Origin of the sequence: Kitasatospora viridis (genome assembly GCF_007829815.1) — a bacterium.
Classification (GTDB): Bacteria; Actinomycetota; Actinomycetes; order Streptomycetales; family Streptomycetaceae; genus Kitasatospora; species Kitasatospora viridis.
In genome coordinates this window covers 1,688,810-1,711,170 of the sequence record NZ_VIWT01000001.1, presented here as the reverse complement: position 1 = coordinate 1,711,170, position 22,361 = coordinate 1,688,810, and the positions used below count along the sequence as shown (strand labels likewise).

Below are 22,361 nucleotides of genomic sequence, written 5' to 3'. Positions count from 1 at the left end.
ATGGGCGCGGCCCGCGCCCCGCCGTCCAGGGGGAGCAGCCGGGCCCGGCCGGCGCCGAGCAGGGCGAGCGGGTCCAGGTAGCGCCGTCCGCGCAGCAGCCCCCAGTGCAGGCAGGACGCCGGGCAGTGCCCGTCGGGCGCCGCCAGCACGCCGAGCTGTTGGCCCGCCGCGACGGCCGTGCCGACCGGCGGCGCCTCGGCCACCGGCAGGTAGGTGGTGCGCAGCGGCGGATCCCCGGTGCCCGGGTGCAGCACCGCCACCACCGGCCGCCCGGCCACCTCCCCGGCGAAGGCGACCACCCCGGCCATCGCCGCCCGCACCGGTTCGCCGGGCGCGGCCGCCAGGTCGACCCCGCGGTGCCCGGCGGCCCACGGCTGCGGCGGCGGGCTGAACCGGCGCAGCAGCGCTCCCGGTCCGCCCACCGGCCACACCCGCCCGGGCGGCCCGATCGCGGCGGCTGCCCCGGCGACGCCGACCGAAGCGGCGCGGTCGGCCGCCACCGACAGCACCGCCGTCACCAGCAGCACCAGGGGAATCACCACGACCCAGCGGCCGCCCCGCCGCCCCGCGACCGGCCGCCGCCCGGGCGCCCGGGACTCCTGAAGCTCCGTCATGCCCCGAGCCTGCGCCCGCCCGCCGCCGCCGGGAAGCACGCGCCCCGACCCTGTGGACAACCCCCGGGTTGTGGACGACCGGAGCCCCCGCACTCACTGAATCGCCGGTCACGCTGGGCATCCCGTACACTTCACACGCGACCCGGTGTCCCGGGTCGACTTCGCACGCCCCGCCACCGGCAGCCGCACGGCACAAGCCGTCGGTCGCGCCGGTGTGATTGCCGCTCGGTCCAACCGAGCCCGGCGCGGCTCTGCCGCCCAGGCCCGGTCGGCTCGGCATGCCGGGGCGTCAGGCGTGAGGGCCGCCCGGCCCTCACGGACAACCGAGCAGACCCGGTAGCCGCCGAGTGCCCGCAGGGCAGCAACGGTGTGCCGGGCGGAACACCAAGGAGTACGGCCATGGCCGTCGTCACGATGCGGGAGCTGCTGGAGAGCGGCGTCCACTTCGGTCACCAGACCCGTCGCTGGAACCCGAAGATGAAGCGCTTCATCCTCACGGAGCGCAACGGCATCTACATCATCGACCTGCTGCAGTCGCTGAACTACATCGACCGCGCGTTCGAGTTCGTCAAGGAGACCGTTGCCCACGGCGGCAGCATCCTCTTCGTCGGCACCAAGAAGCAGGCCCAGGAGGCCATCGCCGAGCAGGCCACCCGCGTGGGCATGCCCTACGTGAACCAGCGCTGGCTCGGCGGCATGCTGACCAACTTCTCCACCGTCTACAAGCGGCTGCAGCGCCTCAAGGAGCTCGGCGAGCTGGACTTCACGGACGTGGCCGGCTCCGGCCTGACCAAGAAGGAGCTCCTGGTCCTCCAGCGCGAGCACGACAAGCTGGAGAAGACCCTCGGCGGTATCCGCGACATGCAGCGCGTCCCGAGCGCGGTGTGGATCGTGGACACCAAGAAGGAGCACATCGCGGTCGGCGAGGCCCGGAAGCTCAACATCCCGGTCGTCGCCATCCTCGACACCAACTGCGACCCCGACGAGGTCGACTACAAGATCCCGGGCAACGACGACGCGATCCGCTCCGTCACCCGCCTGACCCGTGTGATCGCCGACGCCGTCGCCGAGGGCCTGAAGGCCCGTGCCGGTGTCGCCAAGGGCGACGTCAAGGCCGAGCCCGGTGCCGACCAGCCGCTGGCCGACTGGGAGCAGGACCTCCTGAAGACCGGCGAGCAGAAGGCCGAGGAGGCCCCGGCTGCCGAGGCCCCCGCCGCCGAGGAGGCCCCGGTCGCCGAGGCCCCCGCCGCTGAGGCGCCGGCCGCCGAGGCCGAGCAGGCCTGACGTACCGAGGGTGAGGGGCGCTCACCGGGCGGCGCAGCCGGCCGGAGTGCCCCTCTCTCCACGTGCCGGGGCCGAACCATCGGCCCCGGCGCACCCACCCCGCAGACACGCGAGACGTGAGAAGAGATTCACACCATGGCGAACTTCACCGCCGCGGACGTCAAGAAGCTCCGTGAGCTCACCGGCGCCGGCATGATGGACTGCAAGAAGGCGCTCGACGAGGCCGAGGGCGACGTCCAGAAGGCCGTCGAGCTCCTCCGCATCAAGGGCCTGAAGGGCGTTGCCAAGCGCGAGGGCCGCGACGCCTCCAACGGCGCCGTCTCCGCCGTCATCGCCGAGGACAAGAAGTCCGGCGTGCTGATCGAGCTGAACTGCGAGACCGACTTCGTCGCCAAGGGTGACAAGTTCGTCGCCGTCGCCGACGCGATCGCGCAGCACGTCGCCGTCACCGCCCCGGCCGACCTGGACGCCGCCCTGGCCTCCGAGATCGAGGCCGGCAAGACCGTCCAGGCGTTCGTGGACGAGGCCAACGCGAACCTGGGCGAGAAGATCGTCTTCCGTCGCTTCGCGCAGTTCTCCGGTGACGGCTTCGTCGCCGTCTACCTGCACAAGACCAGCCCCGACCTGCCGCCGACCGTCGGCGTCCTGGTCGAGCTGGACAAGGAGAACGCCGAGGTCGCCAAGGACGTCGCGCAGCACATCGCCGCCTTCGCGCCGAAGTACCTGTCCCGCGAGGAGATCCCGGCCGCGGACCTGGAGAACGAGCGCCGCGTCGCCGAGGCCACCGCTCGCGAGGAGGGCAAGCCGGAGGCCGCCCTGCCGAAGATCGTCGAGGGCCGCGTGACCGGCTTCGTCAAGGAGAACTCCGTCCTGGAGCAGGCCTTCGCGAAGGACAACAAGAAGACCGTCGCGAAGGTCCTCGAGGAGAACGGCGTCGCCCTCAAGCGCTTCGCCCGCTTCCGCGTCGGCGCCTGAGCCACGTTCACCCGGTTCCCGCCTAAGGTAGGAACCGCTGCCGCCACTGCGAACCAGTGAGTCGGCGCCATGAACGACGAGGAGGCCATTGCCGTGCAGGAGACCGTACCGGTTCCCGCGGCAGTGGCCTCCTCTCGCGTACGCGCGGGCCTCGGCGGAGCACACCCCGGCCCGTGAACCAGCAGGTGCAGAAGGAGAAGTCCATGCAGGAGACGCAGGAGACCGCGCCGGAGGGCACAGGCCGTCGGGTTCTGCTGAAGCTGTCCGGCGAGGCGTTCGCGGGCGGGGGCGGGCTCGGCGTCGACCCCGACGTCGTGCACGCGATCGCCCGGGAGATCGCCACGGTGGTCCGCCAGGGCACCGAGGTCGCGGTGGTGATCGGCGGCGGCAACTTCTTCCGCGGCGCCGAGCTGCAGGTGCGCGGCATGGACCGGGCCCGCTCCGACTACATGGGCATGCTCGGCACCGTGATGAACTGCCTGGCCCTGCAGGACTTCCTGATGAAGGAAGGCATCGAGACCCGGGTCCAGACCGCCATCACCATGGGCCAGGTCGCCGAGCCGTACCTGCCGCTGCGGGCCATCCGGCACCTGGAGAAGGGCCGGGTGGTGATCTTCGGTGCCGGTATGGGCATGCCCTACTTCTCCACCGACACCACCGCCGTGCAGCGCGCCCTGGAGATCCACGCCGAGGTGCTGCTGATGGGCAAGAACGGCGTGGACGGGGTCTACGACTCCGACCCCAAGACCAACCCCGACGCGGTGCGGTTCGACGCGCTGGAGTACGCCGAGGTGATCGCGCGCGACCTCAAGGTGGCCGACCTGACGGCGATCACCCTGTGCAAGGACAACGACCTGCCGATCCTGGTCTTCGAGCTGCTGACGGAGGGCAATATCGCTCGCGCCGTCAGGAATGAGAAGATCGGCACACTCATCAGCCAGGATTCCGTCCGGGCCTGAGCCGCCGTCAACCCCGCCCCGCCCCAACCGCGGGGCTCATCAGTAGGCCACGGGCGCCGAGCGCCACGGGCAACCGGACAGGGAGCAGACTGTGATCGAAGAGATCCTCCTCGAAGCCGACGAGAAGATGGAGAAGGCCGTCGCGGTCGCGAAGGACGACTTCGCCGCCATCCGCACCGGTCGGGCCCACCCGGCGATGTTCAACAAGATCGTCGCGATGTACTACGACGCGCCGACCCCGATCAACCAGCTGGCGTCGTTCTCCGTGCCGGAGCCCCGGATGGCGATCGTCACGCCGTTCGACAAGACCGCGCTGCGCAACATCGAGCAGGCGATCCGCGACTCCGACCTGGGCGTCAACCCCTCCAACGACGGTTCGGTCATCCGCGTGAACTTCCCGCAGCTGACCGAGGAGCGCCGCAAGGAGTACATCAAGCTGGCCCGCTCCAAGGGCGAGGACGCCAAGGTCTCGATGCGCTCGATCCGCCGCAAGGCCAAGGACGCCCTCGACAAGCTGGTCAAGGACAAGGAGTCCGGCGAGGACGAGGTGCGCCAGGCCCAGAAGGAGCTCGACGACATCACCGCGAAGTACGTCGCGACGATCGACGAGCTGCTCAAGCACAAGGAAGCCGAGCTCCTCGAAGTCTGATGAAGGACTCCCCGCACGCCCCGGGTTCCAGGGGCGCTTCCCCGCAGCACCCCGCCTCGCCGCAGGCCGCCCCCGGGCGGCTCGCGGCCGACCCGGGGGACCGACCCCGAGCGCAGGAGAGCCAGGTGGCCCAGGCCGAGCCGCAGCAGCCCCCCCGACAGCGGGGCGGCCGCAACCTGCCCGCGGCGATAGGGGTGGGGCTCGGCCTCGGCGCGGTGATCGTCGTCTCGCTGTTCGTGGTCAAGGTGCTCTTCCTGGTCGTCGTGGTGGCGGCGGCCTCGGTGGGCGTCTGGGAGCTGACCAGCCGGCTGGCCGAGCGCAAGGGGGTCGAGGCCGCGCTGCCGCCGCTGCTGCTGGGCGGCGTCGCGATGCTCACCTGCGCCTACTGGATCGGTCCGCAGGGGGCCGCCGCGGCCCTGGCGCTGACCGCGCTGGCGATGATGATCTGGCGGATGAGCCGACCGCCGGAGAACTACCTGCGGGACATAACGGCGGGCGTCTTCACGGCCTTCTACGTGCCGTTCCTGGCCTCCTTCGTGGCGCTGATGCTGTCCGCGCACGACGGGCCGCAGCGGATCGTGCTCTTCCTGGTGGTCACGGTGTGCAGCGACACCGGGGCCTACGCCGTCGGCTACAAGCTGGGCCGCACCAAGCTGGCGCCGACCATCAGCCCCGGCAAGACCCGCGAGGGCCTGGCCGGCGGGATCGCGCTGTCGATGCTGGCCGGCGCGCTGCTGATGCAGCTGATCATCAAGGACGGGCACTGGTGGCAGGGCCTGATCCTGGGCGGCTGCGCGGCGGTCATCGCGACCCTCGGCGACCTGGCCGAGTCGATGATCAAGCGCGACCTGGGCATCAAGGACATGGGCACCCTGCTGCCCGGCCACGGCGGCATCATGGACCGGCTCGACTCGCTGCTGCCGACCGCCCCGGTGGTCTGGCTGCTGCTGACGGCCTTCGTCGGGAGCTGAGACCGGCTCTCGCGCTGCGGGGCCCCGGACGACCCGTCCGGGGCTCTTCGCGCATCTGCGACACTGGACGGACCATGCCTAAGCCCGGAGAACTCACCTTTGTCGCGCCGCGCGGCGCCAAGCCCCCGCGACACCTGGCCGACCTCAGTCCCGCCGAGCGGAAGGCGGCCGTCGCCGAACTGGGCGAGCAGCCGTTCCGCGCCAAGCAGCTGTCCAACCACTACTTCGGGCGGCTCAGCGCCGATCCGGCGGGCTGGACCGACATCCCCGCCGCGAGCCGGGAGAAGCTGACGGCCGAGCTGCTGCCGGAGCTGATGTCGGTGGTCCGGCACGTCTCCTGCGACGACGACGCCACCCGCAAGACGCTCTGGAAGCTCTTCGACGGGACCCTGGTCGAGTCGGTGCTGATGCGCTACCCGGACCGGGTGACCATGTGCATCTCCTCGCAGGCCGGCTGCGGCATGAACTGCCCGTTCTGCGCGACCGGTCAGGCCGGTCTGACCCGCAACCTGTCGACCGCCGAGATCGTCGAGCAGATCGCCTCCGGCATGCGGGCGCTGAAGGACGGCGAGGTGGCGGGCGGCGAGGCGCGGCTGTCCAACGTGGTCTTCATGGGCATGGGCGAGCCGCTGGCCAACTACAACCGGGTGCTGGCCTCGATCCGCCGGCTGACCGACCCGGCGCCGGACGGCTTCGGCCTCTCCCAGCGCGGCATCACCGTCTCCACCGTCGGCCTGGTGCCGGCCATGCACCGGTTCGCCGACGAGGGCCTGAGCTGCCGGCTGGCGCTCTCGCTGCACGCCCCGGACGACGAGCTGCGCGACGAGCTGGTGCCGGTGAACACCCGGTGGAAGGTCGCCGAGGTGCTGGACGCGGCCTGGAACTACGCGGAGAAGTCCGGCCGCCGGGTCTCCATCGAGTACGCGCTGATCAAGGACATCAACGACCAGGCCTGGCGGGCCGACCTGCTCGGTCGGCTGATCCGGGGCCACCGGGTGCACGTCAACCTGATCCCGCTCAACCCGACGCCCGGCTCCAAGTGGACCGCCTCCCGCCCGGAGGACGAGCGCGAGTTCGTCCGCCGGCTGGAGGCGCACGGGGTGCCGGTCACGGTCCGGGATACCCGCGGCCAGGAGATCGACGGCGCCTGCGGTCAGCTCGCCGCGGCGGGCTGACCGGCAGGTGGTGCCAGGGCGCTAGGCGAGCATCGCGGCGCCGAGCACCGCGGTCAGGCCGCCGGTGGCGATCAGCACCAGGCCGGCCACCGCCCAGCGCAGCACGGCGGCGCTCGCCAGCAGCCGGGGCGAGCCGCCCAGCCGCAGCAGGGTGGTGACCGTCGGGCGGCGGGCCGCCCGGAGCTCGGTCAGCCGGGCCACGGCGGCGGCCACCGCGCAGCCGGTGACCAGCAGCGCCTCGGCGGCCGGCACCGGTCCGGTGCCGTCGGCGCCCGGTGCCACCCAGTGCCGCACCGAGGTGAGCACCACGGCCAGGGTCAGGCCCAGCGCGGCCAGCGGGGCGCCGAGCCGGTGGGCCGCGCCGGTCAGTCCGCGCCCGGCGAGCAGCCGCCGCACGCTCGGGCGGCCGAGCGCCAGCAGTCGGCCGGCGCCGGCCAGCAGCGGTCCGGTGAGCAGGGCGGCGCCGAGCGCGGCGGTGGCCCAGCCGCCGAGCAGCAGCGCGTCGGTGTGCCCGAGGTCGGCCGGCAGGGTGATCGGCTTGGCGTCGTAGGCGGCGGCCGGCCGCAGCCCGTAGAGCTCGGTGAAGGTGCCGCCGACGGTGAGCAGGGCGGCCGCGGTGATCAGCGGCCAGCCGAACCGCCGGGTGCGCAGCGGCTCCTGACGGCCCGGCAGGGCCTGGTCGACCGGTACCGCGCAGGCCGCCGAGATGCCGCCGACCAGCGGCAGCAGGGCGACCAGGGCGATCGGCGCGGCGGGCGGCAGCGGCACGCCCATGCCGAGTTCGGGGGCGAGCGCGGGGCCGGCCACGTAGTTGCGCAGCACCAGGAAGACCAGCAGGGTGACCACCGCACCGAGCGCGCAGGCGAGCGCGATCTCCGCGGCGATCAGCAGGCGCAGCCGGCCTGGCCCGGCGCCGGCGGCGGTCAGCCCGGTCATCCGTTCGGGCCGCTGGGCGGGCAGCGCCCGGGCCGCGTAGGCGGCGAACCAGCCGACCGCGAGCAGCGGCGGCAGGCACCAGAGCAGCCGGGACGCCGCGGCGTGCGCGCCCGGTGGGTCGCTGAGGGCTCGGCCGAGGGCGCGCAGCAGGAATCCGGCGACCACGGCGGCGGCCGTGGCGGTGAGCAGCCAGCGGCCCAGGTCCAGGACCCGGTAGCCCCTGGCCAGGCGGAGATAGAACACCTGCGTCCTTCGGGGTGATCTTCAGCGTGTGGCGGTGGTGGTGGCGGGGCGCCGCACCGGGGTGGGCGGGGCCGGGGTGCGGCCGTCGACCAGGGCCACCGTGCGGTCCGCGTACTTGTTGGCCAGCTCGGTGTCGTGGGTGGCCAGGACCAGGGTGAGCTGGTGGGAGCGGGCCGCGCTGGTGAGTATCCGCAGCACCTGGTCCTGGGCCTCGCGGTGCAGCGGGGCGGTGGGGTCGTCGGCGAAGACCACCCGGGGGAGCGGGGCCAGCGCGCGGGCGACCGCGATCCGCTGGCGCTGGCTCTGCAGCAGTTCGACCGGGCGGTGCTTGGCGCAGTCGGCCACGTCCAGCCGTTCCAGCCAGTCGTCGGCCGCGCCGTAGGCGGTCCGGTTGCCGGTGCCGGCCAGCAGCAGGGGCAGTGCGACGTTCTCCCGGGCCGTCAGTTCGGGCACCAGGTGCGGCTCGGAGCCGACGAAGCCGAACCGGTCGCGGCGCAGCTTCTCCCGGCCGGCCCGGCTGAGCGTGTGCACCGGGGAGCTGTTGAACCAGACCTCGCCGGAGTCCACGGGCAGCTGGGCGGAGAGGCAGCCGAGCAGGGTGGACTTGCCGGAGCCGCGGCCGCCGGTGACGGCGAGCACCTCGCCCTCCCGGATGCCGAGCGAGACCTCGCGCAGGGCGGGGGTGCCGTGGTGGGACTTGACGATCCCCCTGGCCCACAGCACGTCGTTGTCGGGCGGGGCCGCTGACATGAGTTCCTCCGCCGGTTCCGGATCGGCTCTCTGCGGGGTGCAGGGGAGTGACAGTCGTCAGATTAGAACGACAAGGCCGGGTCGTGGTTGCGGCACACCAGGAGCAACCTTGATAAACCCGGACGAACCATCAAATGATCGTCTGAGAAAAGCACTCGGGGGAGACGGGAGGAGGCGGGAGGAGGCGCACCGAAGGGCGGTCCCGTCGGCCCTGAGGAGGAGGCCGGCGGAACCGCCCTTCGGCGGAGGGTGCGTCAGGGAAGGATCGTCAGATCTTCGCCCACGCGTCGGTGAGGCTGGTCCGCAGGATCTGCTCGATCTCGTCGAAGGTCGACTGGTCGGAGATCAGCGGCGGGGCCAGCTGCACGACCGGGTCGCCACGGTCGTCGGCGCGGCAGTACAGGCCGTTCTCGAAGAGCGCCTTGGAGAGGAAGCCGTAGAGCACGCGCTCAACCTCGTCGTCGTTGAACGACTCCTTGGTGTGCTTGTCCTTGACCAGCTCGATGCCGTAGAAGTACCCGTTGCCGCGCACGTCGCCGACGATCGGCAGGTCACGCAGCTTGTTCAGGGTGCCGAGGAAGTTCGCCTCGTTGTCCAGCACGTGCTGGTTCAGGCCCTCGCGCTCGAAGATGTCGAGGTTGGCCAGCGCCACCGCGGAGGACACCGGGTGGCCGCCGAAGGTGTAGCCGTGCAGGAAGGTGTTGTCGCCCTGGTAGAACGGCTCGGCCAGGCGGTCCGAGATGATCGTGGCGCCGATCGGGGAGTAGCCCGAGGTCATGCCCTTGGCGCAGGTGATCATGTCGGGCTGGTAGCCGAACTTGTCGGCGCCGAACATGGTGCCGAGGCGGCCGAAGGCGCAGATGACCTCGTCCGAGACGAGCAGCACGTCGTGGCGGTCGCAGATCTCGCGCAGCCGCTGGAAGTACCCGGGCGGCGGCGGGAAGCAGCCGCCGGCGTTCTGCACCGGCTCGACGAAGACGGCGGCGACGGTGTCGGCGCCCTCGTTGAGGATCGCCACCTCGATCTCGTCGGCGCACCAGCGGCCGTAGGCCTCCGGGTCCACCGTGCCGTCGGGGCCGGTCAGGAAGGCCGGGGCGCGGTAGATGTTGGTGTTCGGGGCCTTGTGGGTGCCCGGCACCAGCGGCTCGAACGGGGCCTTCAGGCCCGGCAGGCCGGTGATCGACAGGGCGCCCTGCGGGGTGCCGTGGTAGGCGACCGCGCGGGAGATGACCTTGTACTTGGTCGGCTTGCCGGTCAGCTTGAAGTACTGCTTGGCCAGCTTCCAGGCGGTCTCGACCGCCTCGCCGCCACCGGTGGAGAAGAAGACCTTGTTCAGGTCGCCGGGCGCGTAGTGGGCCAGCCGCTCGGCCAGCTCGACCGCCTTGGGGTGGGCGTAGCTCCAGACCGGGAAGAAGGCGAGCTCCTTGGCCTGCTTGGCCGCGGCCTCGGCCAGCTCCTCGCGGCCGTGGCCGGCCTGCACCACGAACAGGCCGGCCAGGCCGTCGAGGTACTTGCGGCCCTTGTCGTCCCAGATGTAGGTGCCCTCGCCCCGCACGATGGTGGGGACGGGGGAGTTCTCGTACGACGACATGCGGGTGAAGTGCATCCACAGGTGGTCGTAGGCGGTCTTCGAAAGGTCCTTCTGTGCCGGGTCGGCGCTCATCGGGTGCCCCAGGTGTAGGTCTGTTTCCGGAGCTTCAGGTAAACGAAGCTCTCGGTCCTCCGCACGCCGGGAAGCGCGCGGATTCGCTTGTTGATCATTTCGAGCAGGTGTTCGTCGTCCTCGCACACGAGCTCGGCCAGCAGGTCGAACGAGCCGGCGGTGCAGACCACGTAGTCGACCTCGTCCATGGCGGCCAGGGCGTCGGCGATCGGCTCGATGTCGCCCTCGACGGTGATGCCGACCATCGCCTGCCTGGTGAAACCGACGGTGAGGGGGTCGGTCACGGCGACGATCTGCATCACGCCTTGGTCGAGCAGCTTCTGGACCCGCTGCCGGACCGCGGCCTCGGAGAGGCCGACGGCCTTGCCGATGGTCGCGTACGCCCGGCGGCCGTCCTCCTGCAGCTGCTCGATGATCGCCTTGGAGACGGAGTCGAGGGGAACGCTGCTGTTCCGGTCGCGGTTGGCCACGCGGCCACTGTGCCTGATCGATTCTGCTTCCGCAACCCGCTGCCCTGCTGATTTCGTCGGTCTTTCGAAGATCAGGCACGGATTGCGTTGTCACTCGCGAGGAGCTCTGCCGATAACGGCAGTCGACAGGGTAGCCTGGCTGCGTACACGCGCCGACGTGCACACGCCCGAAAGGGTCCCGCGCGCAACGCCCCCGCCGGGTGGCGGCCCGGCGGTACCCTGGCGCCGGAATCTGCAACGTCGCAGGCCCAGACCGTAGGAGAAACCCGTGAGCGACCTTCGTACGCTGCGCAACTACATCAACGGCGAGTTCGTCGATGCGGCCGACGGCCGCACGCTGCAGATCGTCGACCCGACCACCGGCCAGGCGTACGCGACCTCCCCGTTCTCCGGTGCGGCCGACGTGGACGCGGCGATGGCCTCGGCCGCCGCCGCCTTCGCGACCTACCGCGACGCCACCCCGTCGACCCGGCAGAAGCTGCTGCTGAAGATCGCCGACGGCGTCGAGGCCCGCGCCGACGAGCTGGTGGACGCCGAGTGCCGCAACACCGGCAAGCCGCGCGGACTGACCAAGTCCGAGGAGATCGGGCCGATGGTCGACCAGATCCGCTTCTTCGCCGGCGCCGCCCGCCTGCTGGAGGGCAAGGCCGCAGGCGAGTACATGGACGGCATGACCTCGATCATCCGGCGCGAGCCGGTCGGCGTCTGCGCCCAGGTCGCGCCGTGGAACTACCCGATGCTGATGGCGGTCTGGAAGTTCGCCCCGGCGATCGCCGCCGGCAACACCGTGGTGCTCAAGCCCTCCGACACCACCCCGGCCTCCACCGTGCTGCTGGCCGAGATCATCGGTGCCGCGCTGGCCGAGCTGGAGCTGCCGGCCGGCGTCTTCAACGTGCTCTGCGGCGACCGCGAGACCGGCCGGCTGATGGTCGAGCACAAGACCCCCGCGATGGCCTCGATCACCGGCTCGGTGCGGGCCGGCATCCAGGTCGCCGAGTCGGCGGCCAAGGACGTCAAGCGGGTCCACCTGGAGCTCGGCGGCAAGGCCCCCGTGGTGGTCTTCGAGGACGCGGACATCGCCGAGGCGGTCGAGGGCATCTCGGTGGCCGGCTTCTTCAACGCCGGCCAGGACTGCACCGCCGCCACCCGGGTGCTGGTGCACGAGTCGATCCACGACGCCTTCGTCACCGCGCTGGCCAAGGCCGCCAGCGAGACCAAGACCGGCGGCGTGGACGACGAGGACGTGCTCTACGGTCCGCTGAACAACGCCAACCAGCTCAAGCAGGTGAGCGGCTTCATCGAGCGGCTGCCCGCGCACGCCAAGGTCGAGGCCGGCGGCCACCGGGTCGGCGAGGTCGGCTACTTCTACGCCCCGACCGTGGTCTCCGGGCTGAACCAGGACGACGAGATCGTCCAGAACGAGGTCTTCGGCCCGGTCATCACCGTGCAGAAGTTCACCGACGAGGAGCAGGCCGTCGCCTACGCCAACGGCGTCGACTACGCGCTGGCCTCCTCGGTCTGGACCAAGGACCACGCCCGGGCGATGCGGATGTCACGCCGGCTGGACTTCGGCTGCGTCTGGATCAACACCCACATCCCGCTGGTCGCCGAGATGCCGCACGGCGGCTTCAAGCAGTCCGGCTACGGCAAGGACCTGTCGGCCTACGGGTTCGAGGACTACACCCGGGTCAAGCACGTCATGACCGCGATCTAGGGCGAAGAGAGCACGACGGCGGTCTGAAGGATCGTCCGATGTGACGAAGGGCCAAGGGGCATCCCCTTGGCCCTTTGCACAGTGTCAGCCAGCTGCACGGACCACCTGACAAGATGCCGCTGCACCCGAGCTGCGCGTTTACCTACGCTGGCTGCATGAGCATCCCCACTGCCGATCCCGCCGCCGGGCAGGCCGTCAAGGCCGCCGACCGCGCGCACGTCTTCCACTCGTGGTCCGCCCAGGCCCTGATCGACCCCCTCGCGGTGGCCGGCGCCGAGGGCTCGTACTTCTGGGACTACGAGGGCAACCGCTACCTCGACTTCTCCTCCCAGCTGGTGAACACCAACATCGGCCACCAGCACCCCAAGGTGGTCGCCGCGATCCAGGAGCAGGCCGGCAAGCTCTGCACCATGGCGCCCGGCTTCGCCGTCGAGGCGCGCAGCGAGGCCGCCCGGCTGATCGCCGAGCGCACCCCCGGCGACCTGGACAAGATCTTCTTCACCAACGGCGGTGCCGAGGCCGTCGAGAACGCCGTCCGGATGGCGCGGCTGCACACCGGCCGCCAGAAGGTGCTCTCCACCTACCGCTCGTACCACGGCGCCACCGCCAACGCGATCGCCCTGACCGGCGACCCGCGCCGCTGGCCCAGCGAGACCGGCACCTCCGGCGTCGTGCACTTCTGGGGCCCCCACCTGTACCGCTCGGCCTTCCACGCCGAGACCGAGGAGCAGGAGCGCGAGCGCGCGCTCGCGCACCTGGAGCAGGTGATCGCCTTCGAGGGCCCGCAGACCGTCGCCGCGATCATCCTGGAGACCGTCGTCGGCACCGCCGGCATCCTGGTGCCGCCGGCCGGCTACCTGGCCGGGGTGCGGGAGATCTGCGACCGCTACGGCATCGTCTTCATCCTCGACGAGGTGATGGCCGGCTTCGGCCGCACCGGCGAGTGGTTCGCCGCCGACCACTGGGGCGTCACCCCCGACCTGCTCACCTTCGCCAAGGGCGTCAACTCCGGCTACGTGCCGCTCGGCGGCGTGGCGATCAACGCCGAGATCGCCGCCACCTTCGCCGAGCGCCCGTTCCCCGGCGGCCTCACCTACTCCGGCCACCCGCTGGCCTGCGCCTCCGCCGTCGCGACCATCAACGCGATGGCCGAGGAGGGCATCGTGGCGAACGCCAAGCTGATCGGCGAGACCGTGCTCGGCCCCGGCCTGCGCGAGCTGGCCGAGCGCCACCCCTCGGTCGGCGAGGTGCGCGGGCTCGGCGTCTTCTGGGCGCTGGACCTGGTGCGCGACCGGGCCACCCGGGAGCCGCTGGTGCCGTACAACGCCGCCGGCGCCGCCAACGCGCCGATGGCCGAGCTGGCCGCGGCCTGCAAGAAGCGCGGCGTGTGGCCGTTCACCAACATGAACCGGTTCCACGTGGTGCCCCCGTGCACCGTCACCGCCGAGGAGGCGCGGGCCGGCCTGGCCGCGCTGGACGAGGCGCTCACCGTGGTGGACGCACACGTCGCCGGCTGACCAGCCGTCAGCTCACTGCCCGTCACCTCACTGCACGTCGGCTCACTGCACGTCGGCTCACTGCACGTCGGCTCACCGCCGCACGGCGTCCAGCGCGAGCAGGGCGACGTGCAGCGAGAGGCAGGACTCCACCTGGTCCAGGTCCACCGCGAGGATCCGCTCCACCTTGTGGAGCCGGTCGTAGAAGCTCGGCCGCGACAGATGCGCAGCGTCTGCCGCGGCCGACTTGTTGCGCCCCTGCTCCAGGTAGACCCGCAGCAGCTGGACCAGCTGCGAGCCGTGCTCCGCGTCGTGCGCCAGCAGCGGCCCGAGCTCGCGCTCCACGTAGGTCTGCAGTCGGGCGTCGTCCCGCAGCAGGTGCAGCAGGCCGCGCAGCCGCACGTCCGGCAGCCGGTAGTAGGCGGCCGGCCGGGCGCCCGGCGCGTCGTGCAGCGCGGCGTCGGCCACCTGGGTCGCCTCCATCAGGGTCCGGCGGGCGTCCCGCACCGAGCCGACCGAGGAGCCCACCGCCACCACCGGCGAGGCCGCCTCCTTGCCGCCGGCGTCCGCGATCTGGCGGCGCAGCGCCGCCGCGAAGGTCTCCAGCGAGGCGTGCTCCTCCTGCTGCGAGCCCAGCGCGATCAGCAGCCCCACGCCCTCGTCGTCCAGCGCCCCGACCAGCGCCGAGAGCCGACTGGCCCGGGCCGCCCCGGCGGCCAGCTCGGTGAAGTCGCGCAGCCGGGCCTGCGCCTCCAGCGCCGCCGGCAGCTGCCCGCCGCGCCGCCGCAGCACCACGCCCACCAGCCGCCGGCCCTCCAGCGGCACGCCCAGCGCCTGCGCCCGCAGCGCCACCTCGGAGACCGTCAGCGCGTGGGTCAGGATCCCGGACAGCAGGGTGCGGTGGGTCTGCCGCTCCAGGCTCTCGCGGTCCCGCACCAGCAGACGGTTGAGCGCCAGGGTGGCCGCGCCGCGCTCCAGCAGCATGGTGGCCGGGTGCGTCTCCCGGTCGGGCAGCGCGCCCGGCTCGCCGACCAGCACCAGCCGGCCCCAGTCCTCGCCGCGGGCGCCCACCGCCGTCACCAGCCAGCCGCTGCGCGGGTCGTGGCCGGTCCTTCCGGGCGCCCGCACCGCGCGCGAGCGGCGCTCCCACTGGTCCAGCAGCTCGTCCTCGGTGCGCCCGGCCGGGTCGTGCGCCAGCACCTGGTGGCTCAGGTTCTCCAGCACCACCGGGAGCCCCGCCATCCGGGCGATCTGCCGCAGCACCTCGGCCGGTTCGGCGCCCTCCACCGCGAGCTCGTTGAAGACCTGGTGCACCGCTTCGGAGGCGCGCAGCTGTTCGAGCTGGGCGTTCACCACCAGGGCGTGCACGGCCTCGGTCACCGCGACGAAGCGCAGCTCGCGGCGCAGCACCACCAGCGGCAGGCCGCGCTGCTCGGCGGCGTGCACCAGGGCCCGGGGCAGGGTGTCGAAGTAGCGGCGGCCGAACTCCACCACCAGGCCGACCGCGCCGACCTCGACCAGCTCCTTGACGTACCTGGCCAGCCCCTCCCGGTCCTCCGGCAGCGCGATGCCGGTGGTCAGCACCAGCTCGCCGCCCTGCAGCATGCCCGCCACGTCGGGCAGTTCGCTGACGTGCACCCAGCGCACCGGCTGCTCCAGGCCCCGCCCGCCGGCCACCACCTGCGGCAGGCCGCGCCGCATCACGTCCAGTTCGAGCACTCGGGCGACGGTGGGGAGCACGGCGGGCCTCCTGGCGGTTGAGCGATGGGGGTGCAAGGTGTCAGGTGAATCATGCAGGGCGATGACGACCTGTTGCCCTGGGAAGAGCTTTGCACCCTGTAAGGCGCTTGGCCGCTCGCCTGTCGGAGTGAGCCTTGCCGGGCCCAACCGCGCCCGGCAGGGTCGGCCACATCGCACGGGGTGAAATGGACCGATGGAGGAGAACCCACCAATGGAGCTCAGCAATTTCGCCGACGGCGCCCAGTACATCGCCGGCCGGGCCCGCGCCGGCACCGGCACCGAGCCCTTCGACGTGGTGAACCCGGCGGACGGCAGCACCGTCCAGCAGGTCCGGCTCGCCTCCACCGGCGACGTGGACGCGGCCGTCGCCGCCGCCACCGCCGCGCTGCCCGAGTGGTCCCGGGCCACCCCCGGCGCCCGGTCCGAGGCACTGCTGCGGCTCAGCACGATCCTCACCGAGCACGCCGCCGACTTCGCCGCCGTGGAGAGCGCCCAGACCGGCAAGCCGATCCGGCTGGCCACCGAGTTCGACGTGCCCGGCACCATCGACAACACCGCCTTCTTCGCCGGCGCCGCGCGCAACCTGGAGGGCAAGGCCGCGGGCGAGTACTCCGCCGACCACACCTCCTACGTGCGCCGCGAGGCGATCGGCGTGATCGGCTCGATCGCGCCCTGGAACTACCCGCTGCAGATGGCCGCGTGGAAGGTGCTGCCGGCGATCGCGGCCGGCAACACCATCGTGCTGAAGCCCGCCGAGCTGACCCCGCTCACCTCGCTGATGTTCGCCCGCGCCTGCACCGCCGCCGGGATCCCGGACGGCGTGGTCAACGTGGTCACCGGCGCCGGGCGGGACGCCGGCGAGCACCTGGTCTCCCACCCGGGCGTCGCGATGGTCTCCTTCACCGGCTCCACCGGGGTCGGCAAGCGGGTCGCCGAACTGGCCACCGCCGGGGTCAAGCGCACCCACCTGGAGCTCGGCGGCAAGGCCCCGTTCGTGGTGTTCGACGACGCCGACCTGACGGCCGCCGTGCACGGAGCAGTGGCCGGCTCGCTGATCAACGGCGGCCAGGACTGCACCGCCGCGACCCGTGCCTACGTGCAGCGCCCGCTCTTCGAGGCCTTCGTCGCCGGGGTCGCCGAGCTGTTCGGCCGGATCCGGACCGGCGACCCGGCCGACCCGGCCACCGACCTCGGCCCGCTGGTCTCGTTCGCCCACCGCGACCGGGTGGCCGGCTTCGTCGAGCGGGCCCGCGGCTACGCGACCGTGGTGACCGGCGGCGAGCGGCCGGTGCTCGGCCACGACGGCAGCGACCTGAGCCGCGGCGCCTACTACGCGCCCACCCTCATCACCGGCGCCGACCAGCGCAGCGAGGTGGTGCAGGGCGAGATCTTCGGCCCGGTGCTGGTGGTGCTGCCGTTCGACTCGGACGAGGAGGGGCTGCGGCTGGCCAACGACACCCCCTACGGCCTGGCCGCCTCGGCCTGGACCCGCGACGTGCACCGCTCGCTGCGCGCCACCCGGGAGCTGGCGGCCGGCTGCGTCTGGGTCAACGACCACATCCCGATCATCAGCGAGATGCCGCACGGCGGGTACAAGGCCTCCGGCTACGGCAAGGACATGTCGCAGTACTCGCTGGACGAGTACACCCAGGTGAAGCACGTCATGTTCGACACCACGGCGGTCGCCCGGAAGGAGTGGCACCGGACGGTGTTCGGCGACCCGGGCAGCGCGCTGTAGCCGACCGGTGTGGCCGCCCGGTGCACTGGTGCGGCCGACCGGTGTAAGAGCCGGGGCCCGGCTCGCTCTCACCGTCCGACGGCGGACCTCGGTGGTCCGCCGCGCGAGCCGAGCGAGGAGCTGGCCATGGAGAGCACCGGACCCGCCGCAGCGGTGGCCTGGTTGGCCGCCGCCGCCCCCGACCCAGAGGCCTGCCGGCGCGAGTGGGAGCGCAGTTCGCTCGGCATCGCGCTGCTGCCGGCCGGGCGGCTCTGGGACGTGCTGATCGTGCCGGGCCGGCTCGGCCGCCCGGCGGTGCGGCTCTTCGACGCGCTGCCCGGCGGGGGCCCGGCGCTGCACGACCCGGGCGACGACACCGTCGCGTTCTTCGTGCCGGTCGGCACCGCGGGCCGGTGGATCGGCACCGGGGTGCGCGGCGCCGGCGAGGGCACCTGGGTGATGGTGCCGCACCCGCTGCGCGCCGGGCGGGGCCTGCGCTGGCTGCTGCCGCCGGACGGCTCGGGGGCGCTCACCGACCCGATGGTGCTGGAGCTGGTGCTGCACGAGGCGGCGGCGGGGGTGCCCGGGCCGGGCGAGCACCTGTGAGGCGACGTCCGGCGCACCGCCCCTACGAGGTGTAAGCCCGAACGGGCGAGTCCCGTCAGTGTGCTCGTTGAGCAGCCCCGGGCGGCTGACCAGACTGGAGGTACAGCCCGCGATCTGGAGGCAGACCACCGTGACCAAGCCCGCTGAGAAGCACGTCGTCCACTGGATCGGCGGCGCCCCGGTACCGACCGCCGGCGCCGCACCGCGCCGCGGCGACATCCACGACCCGGCCACCGGCCGGACCTCCGGCCAGGTGGACTTCGCCGGAGTGGCCGAGGTGGACCAGGCCGTCGCCGCCGCGGCCGCCGCCTTCACCGACTGGCGCCACGCCTCGATCGCCAAGCGCACCACCGTGCTCTTCGCCTTCCGCGAGCTGTTCAACGCCCGCAAGGACGAACTGGCCGCGCTGATCGTCTCCGAGCACGGCAAGGTGCACTCCGACGCGCTCGGCGAACTGGCCCGCGGCCAGGAGGTGGTGGAGTACGCCTGCGGCATCCCGCAGCTGCTCAAGGGCGGCTTCACCGAGCAGGCCTCCACCGGGATCGACGTCTACTCGATCCGCCAGCCGCTCGGCCCGGTCGCGATCATCTCGCCCTTCAACTTCCCGGCCATGGTGCCGATGTGGTTCTTCCCGATCGCCATCGCGGCGGGCAACACCGTGGTCCTCAAGCCCTCCGAGAAGGACCCCTCGGCGGCCAACTTCATCGCTGAGCTGTGGAAGGAGGCCGGTCTGCCGGACGGCGTCTTCAACGTGGTGCACGGCGACAAGGTCGCGGTGGACCGGCTGCTGGAGCACCCGGACGTCAAGTCGGTGAGCTTCGTCGGCTCGACCCCGATCGCCCGCTACGTCTACGAGACCGGCACCCGGTACGGCAAGCGGGTGCAGGCGCTCGGCGGCGCCAAGAACCACATGCTGGTGCTGCCCGACGCCGACCTCGACCTGGCCGCCGACGCCGCCGTCAACGCCGGCTTCGGCGCGGCCGGCGAGCGCTGCATGGCGGTCTCCGTGCTGGTCGCGGTCGACCCGGTCGGCGACGACCTGGTGGACCGGATCAAGCAGCGCATCGCCACCCTCAAGGTCGGGCCCGGCTGCAACGGCGACTCCGAGATGGGCCCGCTGGTCACCGGCCAGCACCGCGACAAGGTCACCTCCTACGTGGAGTCCGGCCTGGCCGACGGCGCCGAGCTGGCGGTGGACGGGCGCAAGCACCCGATCACCGCCGAGGACGCCAGCGGTGCCTCCACCGACGACGGCTTCTGGCTCGGCCCGACCCTCTTCGACCACGTCAAGCCCGGCATGTCCGTCTACAACGACGAGATCTTCGGCCCGGTGCTCTCGGTGGTCCGGGTCGCCACCTACGAGGAGGGCCTGGAGCTGATCAACGGCAACCCGTACGGCAACGGCACCGCCATCTTCACCAACGACGGCGGCGCCGCCCGGCGCTTCCAGCACGAGGTCGAGGTCGGCATGGTCGGCATCAACGTGCCGATCCCGGTGCCGGTCGCCTACTACTCCTTCGGCGGCTGGAAGGCCTCGCTCTTCGGCGACACGCACGCCTACGGCCCGGACGGCGTCCAGTTCTTCACCCGGGGCAAGGCCGTCACCCAGCGCTGGCTGGACCCCTCGCACGGCGGGATCAACCTGGGCTTCCCGACCAACAGCTGACGGCTCGTCAGCCCACGTCAGTCCCCGTTCGCGGTCCGGGCGACGCTGCGCCGCAGCGTCGCCCGGACCGCGCGGTTCGCCACCGGGCCCAGCCCGTCCACCGCCTCGACCAGCAGGCCGAGCCGGTCCAGCGCCTCGAACGCGGCCGTCGCGCCCGCCGGGTCCACGCCGTCGTAGAGCTCCAGGCCGACGAACGAGGCCGAGACGGCGTGCGCCAGACCGGGCAGGTCCAGCAGCTCCGCCAGCGGGTGGTCGGCGAACAGCCGCAGCAGTACCGCCTCGATCTCCTCGCTCCACAGCCGCAGCGCGTCACGGCTCGCCCCGGCCAGCTGCGGGTAGGTCGCCGCGCCCGCCAGGAACTGGCCCAGCAGCGCGACCGAGCCCTCGGCCCGCTCGATCTCGTGCAGCTCGCGGCCCACCCGCAGCAGCTCGCGCAGCGAGCCGGTCGCGGCGAGGGCCGGGCGGTAGCGGGCCAGCCGGAGTTCGGTCTCCCGCAGGGCGGCCGCGGCGAGCAGGCCCTCGACGGTCTTGAAGTGGTAGAAGACCAGCGCCTGGTTGGCGCCGCACTCGGCGGCGATCGTCCGGGCCGAGACACCGGAGATGCCCTGCCGCTTCAGCAGGCTGATCGCGGCGGCCATCAGGCGCTCCCGTGTGTCGCTCATGCGGTGCAGGGTACCGATCGCGGGACGGCGCACCGGTCAGCTCCGGGGGCACTCGCGCACCGGCCGGACGTACCCCGGGATCGCCGCCGGGTCCGTCACCTCGACGTACTCCGCCCGGAACGAGCCGGAGTAGCCGAGCACCGGACCGATCAGCGGATTGGTCACCTGCACGTCGATCCGGAAGCGGTCCGCCCGGTCGTCGTACCACTCGTGCACCCGGGCGTGGCCGGTGAGCGCGGACGGGCAGCCCGGGGCGCCGGGCAGGCCGGTGAACCGCTGGCCGTGCGTGGTGATCAGCAGGCCGCCGGGCCTGGTGACCCGGAACCGCAGGTCGGCGGCGATGTGCTGATGGGTGCCCAGGAAGTCCACCACCAGCCTCGGGTCCCGGTCCGAGGCGATCATGGTGGCGTCGAACCGGCGGGGGCGGGCGAACTGGAAGGTCCGGACGAAGGTGACGGTCTCCCGGCCGAACCGGTCGAGGTAGGCGTAGTTGGCGATGGTGAAGTCGATGTCCCGGCCCTGCTCGGGGAAGAGCAGGTTGCGGGTCGCGCCGAAGCGCAGGAACGGGCGCAGCGCCGGCGAGCCGTGCCAGACCTGGTCCATCCGGCCGGTCCCGAGGCAGGCGACACCGGACCGGCTGGAGAAGCCGAACCGGCGTTGCAGTTGTGGGTGCAGCCGCTCGAAGGCCGGGCCGAGGGCGCGGCGGAAGATCGAGTCGGTCGCGGGGTGCGCGGGCTGCGCGGCGGGTGCGGGGTGTGCGGTGGTCGCGGTGGTCACGGTGCCTCCAGGGTGGTGAGTGCGGCGGGCACTCGGGTGCCCGTGCGGTCGGACGGTCGGCGGCGGCAGCGGCGGGCAGCAGGAGTACCCGGCAGCGGAGGGAGCAAGAGGACGGCGGCGAGCACCGGCACGGCCGGCAGCGGGCCGAGCGCCCAAGCGGCCAGCGCGACGACGGCGCCCCGGGCAGCCAGCTCGCCCACCGCCTGCCGGCGCGAGCGCTCGGGCGGGATGCCGAGCTCCGCCCAGAGCCGCAGCCGGTCGAAGGACCAGGCGGTGAGCCAGCCGACCGCCGGCCGGACGAACCATCGGTCGGCCGCCGTGCCGAGCGGCCCGGGCCAACCGCGGTAGTCGTAGCCGGTGCTGAAGCCGACTCCGGGGGGCCCGGGCCGGTAGCGCCAGTAGCCCGCACCTTCGCCGAGCGGGGAGAGCCGGCCGTCGGCCCGGAACCGCAGGGCGCTGACCCTGGTCCCGTCCGGCCGGTGCCGCTCGGCGGTGGTGGTGCCCACGCCGGTCAGCCGCGGACCCCGCCGCGGGCCGAGCGAGTAGTGGAAGCGCACCGGCGCGGCCGGATCGGCGGACGGGAGGTAACTGATCCGACTGAAGCGGGCGTCCCAGCGCTGGTGGTGCCGGGGGAGCTGGGTGAGCTCCCACAGCAACTCCTGGTCCGCCGCGATCACAGTCTCGACGTAGAGCGGCTTCGGCCGTCTGACGGCGAAGGGCATGGCAGCTCCGTTCCCCCGATGGTTTGAGCGACTGCTCAAAGTGCTGGCGGGCCCACTATGACAGGGGTTTGAGCGATCGCTCAAGAGCAGGTGGGGAGCCTGTCGGACCCGGGTCGCCCGTGCGGCTCCCGGGGGTTTGCATCCGACTCGGGAGAGGCGTACTGTTCCCTAGTCGCTCGGCAGGGAGCGCCGGACACGCGTCTGCGCGGACGGTCCCGGAGCGGCCACTCTCTCGAAACACCACCCTCAGTACGACAAGCCTCTTTTCGTGTGTCGTGTTCGCACGCCGCGGAGGGGGTCTCGTTTTGCTGTGCGGGTATTTCGGGGGTGCTCTCGGACGAAGTTCGGGGGTGGGTCCGGATTCGCTTTTCGGAGCGGAGTTGGGCTAAAGTTCAACACGTCGGACGGGCCGTCAGGTCGCAGAAGACGAAAGCGAGTCGGGAAAGAGCACAAGCTCGGATCTGATAAGCTTGAAACACGAAAGAACGAAGCGCCCGGAGGGTCCGCTGGAAAGCGGCTCGAAGGAAGCGTCCGTTCCTTGAGAACTCAACAGCGTGCCAAAAGTCAACGCC

At 72.3% G+C, this 22,361-nt stretch carries 20 protein-coding genes and 1 pseudogene; 12 read left to right on the top strand and 9 right to left on the bottom strand.

Annotated elements, in window-relative coordinates:
- Positions 1–128: 128 nt before the first annotated feature.
- Positions 129–308, bottom strand: a pseudogene (locus FHX73_RS46095) (M23 family peptidase); the annotation flags it as partial.
- Between FHX73_RS46095 and FHX73_RS46090 the strand changes: the two are divergent.
- The 7 genes from FHX73_RS46090 to rlmN all read left to right on the top strand — a co-directional run bounded on the left by FHX73_RS46090 (position 238) and on the right by rlmN (position 6,627).
- Positions 238–603, top strand: a complete 366-nt coding sequence (locus FHX73_RS46090) for a hypothetical protein (protein WP_246213408.1) — start codon at positions 238–240, stop codon at positions 601–603. The pseudogene FHX73_RS46095 and the gene FHX73_RS46090 overlap by 71 nt on opposite strands.
- Positions 604–1,013: 410 nt before the next feature.
- Positions 1,014–1,898 (top strand): 30S ribosomal protein S2, encoded by an 885-nt coding sequence (gene rpsB / locus FHX73_RS07540; RefSeq protein WP_145904245.1) that lies wholly within the window; start codon positions 1,014–1,016, stop codon positions 1,896–1,898.
- Between the two features lie 135 nt (positions 1,899–2,033).
- Complete coding sequence (tsf, locus tag FHX73_RS07535) at positions 2,034–2,873, top strand: translation elongation factor Ts (protein ID WP_145904244.1); 840 nt, start codon at positions 2,034–2,036, stop codon at positions 2,871–2,873.
- 203 nt (positions 2,874–3,076) lie between these two features.
- On the top strand, positions 3,077–3,832 hold the full coding sequence (pyrH, locus tag FHX73_RS07530) for a UMP kinase (protein ID WP_145904243.1): 756 nt from the start codon (positions 3,077–3,079) through the stop codon (positions 3,830–3,832).
- 91 nt (positions 3,833–3,923) lie between these two features.
- A complete protein-coding gene (gene frr, locus FHX73_RS07525) occupies positions 3,924–4,481 on the top strand; it encodes a ribosome recycling factor (RefSeq protein ID WP_145904242.1) in 558 nt (185 codons plus the stop codon).
- A complete protein-coding gene (locus tag FHX73_RS07520) occupies positions 4,481–5,452 on the top strand; it encodes a phosphatidate cytidylyltransferase (RefSeq protein WP_145904241.1) in 972 nt (323 codons plus the stop codon). Before frr ends, FHX73_RS07520 begins: the two co-directional genes overlap by 1 nt.
- Before the next feature lie 74 nt (positions 5,453–5,526).
- Positions 5,527–6,627, top strand: a complete 1,101-nt coding sequence (gene rlmN, locus FHX73_RS07515) for a dual-specificity RNA methyltransferase RlmN (RefSeq protein WP_145904240.1) — start codon at positions 5,527–5,529, stop codon at positions 6,625–6,627.
- A 21-nt stretch (positions 6,628–6,648) separates the two neighbouring features.
- Here the strand turns inward: rlmN and FHX73_RS07510 are convergent, their stop codons facing one another.
- From FHX73_RS07510 to FHX73_RS07495, 4 genes are all read right to left on the bottom strand, one after another.
- A complete protein-coding gene (locus FHX73_RS07510; RefSeq protein ID WP_145904239.1) occupies positions 6,649–7,806 on the bottom strand; it encodes a hypothetical protein in 1,158 nt (385 codons plus the stop codon).
- A 21-nt stretch (positions 7,807–7,827) separates the two neighbouring features.
- Complete coding sequence (locus FHX73_RS07505) at positions 7,828–8,556, bottom strand: ABC transporter ATP-binding protein (RefSeq protein ID WP_145904238.1); 729 nt, start codon at positions 8,554–8,556, stop codon at positions 7,828–7,830.
- 268 nt (positions 8,557–8,824) lie between these two features.
- Positions 8,825–10,219: an aspartate aminotransferase family protein gene (locus FHX73_RS07500; RefSeq protein WP_145904237.1), complete on the bottom strand. Its 1,395-nt coding sequence runs from the start codon at positions 10,217–10,219 to the stop codon at positions 8,825–8,827.
- Positions 10,216–10,689 carry an Lrp/AsnC family transcriptional regulator gene (locus FHX73_RS07495; RefSeq protein ID WP_035846077.1) on the bottom strand — a complete coding sequence of 158 codons (474 nt, stop codon included), beginning with the start codon at positions 10,687–10,689 and terminating at the stop codon, positions 10,216–10,218. The genes FHX73_RS07500 and FHX73_RS07495 overlap by 4 nt, the downstream gene beginning before the upstream one ends.
- A gap of 268 nt (positions 10,690–10,957) precedes the next feature.
- On the opposite strand from FHX73_RS07495, the gene FHX73_RS07490 reads away from it, so the two are divergent.
- Both FHX73_RS07490 and FHX73_RS07485 read left to right on the top strand, forming a co-directional pair.
- The gene (locus tag FHX73_RS07490) at positions 10,958–12,403 is read left to right on the top strand and encodes a gamma-aminobutyraldehyde dehydrogenase (protein WP_145904236.1); all 1,446 of its coding nucleotides are present in this window, start codon (positions 10,958–10,960) and stop codon (positions 12,401–12,403) included.
- Between the two features lie 155 nt (positions 12,404–12,558).
- Positions 12,559–13,920: an aspartate aminotransferase family protein gene (locus tag FHX73_RS07485; RefSeq protein ID WP_145904235.1), complete on the top strand. Its 1,362-nt coding sequence runs from the start codon at positions 12,559–12,561 to the stop codon at positions 13,918–13,920.
- 72 nt (positions 13,921–13,992) lie between these two features.
- On the opposite strand, the gene FHX73_RS07480 is transcribed toward FHX73_RS07485, so the two are convergent.
- Positions 13,993–15,639: a PucR family transcriptional regulator gene (locus FHX73_RS07480; protein WP_145904234.1), complete on the bottom strand. Its 1,647-nt coding sequence runs from the start codon at positions 15,637–15,639 to the stop codon at positions 13,993–13,995.
- Positions 15,640–15,850: 211 nt separating this feature from the next.
- Here FHX73_RS07480 and FHX73_RS07475 point away from each other — a divergent pair, with 211 nt between their 5' ends.
- The 3 genes from FHX73_RS07475 to FHX73_RS07465 all read left to right on the top strand — a co-directional run bounded on the left by FHX73_RS07475 (position 15,851) and on the right by FHX73_RS07465 (position 19,628).
- The gene (locus tag FHX73_RS07475) at positions 15,851–17,377 is read left to right on the top strand and encodes a gamma-aminobutyraldehyde dehydrogenase (protein WP_145904233.1); all 1,527 of its coding nucleotides are present in this window, start codon (positions 15,851–15,853) and stop codon (positions 17,375–17,377) included.
- 126 nt (positions 17,378–17,503) lie between these two features.
- The gene (locus FHX73_RS07470; protein WP_145904232.1) at positions 17,504–17,962 is read left to right on the top strand and encodes a hypothetical protein; all 459 of its coding nucleotides are present in this window, start codon (positions 17,504–17,506) and stop codon (positions 17,960–17,962) included.
- Positions 17,963–18,092: 130 nt separating this feature from the next.
- Positions 18,093–19,628, top strand: coding sequence for a CoA-acylating methylmalonate-semialdehyde dehydrogenase (locus FHX73_RS07465; protein WP_145904231.1), 1,536 nt, complete (start codon positions 18,093–18,095; stop codon positions 19,626–19,628).
- Positions 19,629–19,645: 17 nt separating this feature from the next.
- On the opposite strand, the gene FHX73_RS07460 is transcribed toward FHX73_RS07465, so the two are convergent.
- From FHX73_RS07460 to FHX73_RS07450, 3 genes are all read right to left on the bottom strand, one after another.
- On the bottom strand, positions 19,646–20,290 hold the full coding sequence (locus FHX73_RS07460) for a TetR/AcrR family transcriptional regulator (RefSeq protein WP_145904230.1): 645 nt from the start codon (positions 20,288–20,290) through the stop codon (positions 19,646–19,648).
- A gap of 36 nt (positions 20,291–20,326) precedes the next feature.
- Positions 20,327–21,001 carry a DUF4166 domain-containing protein gene (locus FHX73_RS07455; protein WP_246213787.1) on the bottom strand — a complete coding sequence of 225 codons (675 nt, stop codon included), beginning with the start codon at positions 20,999–21,001 and terminating at the stop codon, positions 20,327–20,329.
- Between the two features lie 62 nt (positions 21,002–21,063).
- Positions 21,064–21,789, bottom strand: a complete 726-nt coding sequence (locus FHX73_RS07450) for an SRPBCC family protein (protein ID WP_145904228.1) — start codon at positions 21,787–21,789, stop codon at positions 21,064–21,066.
- Positions 21,790–22,361: the final 572 nt, after the last annotated feature.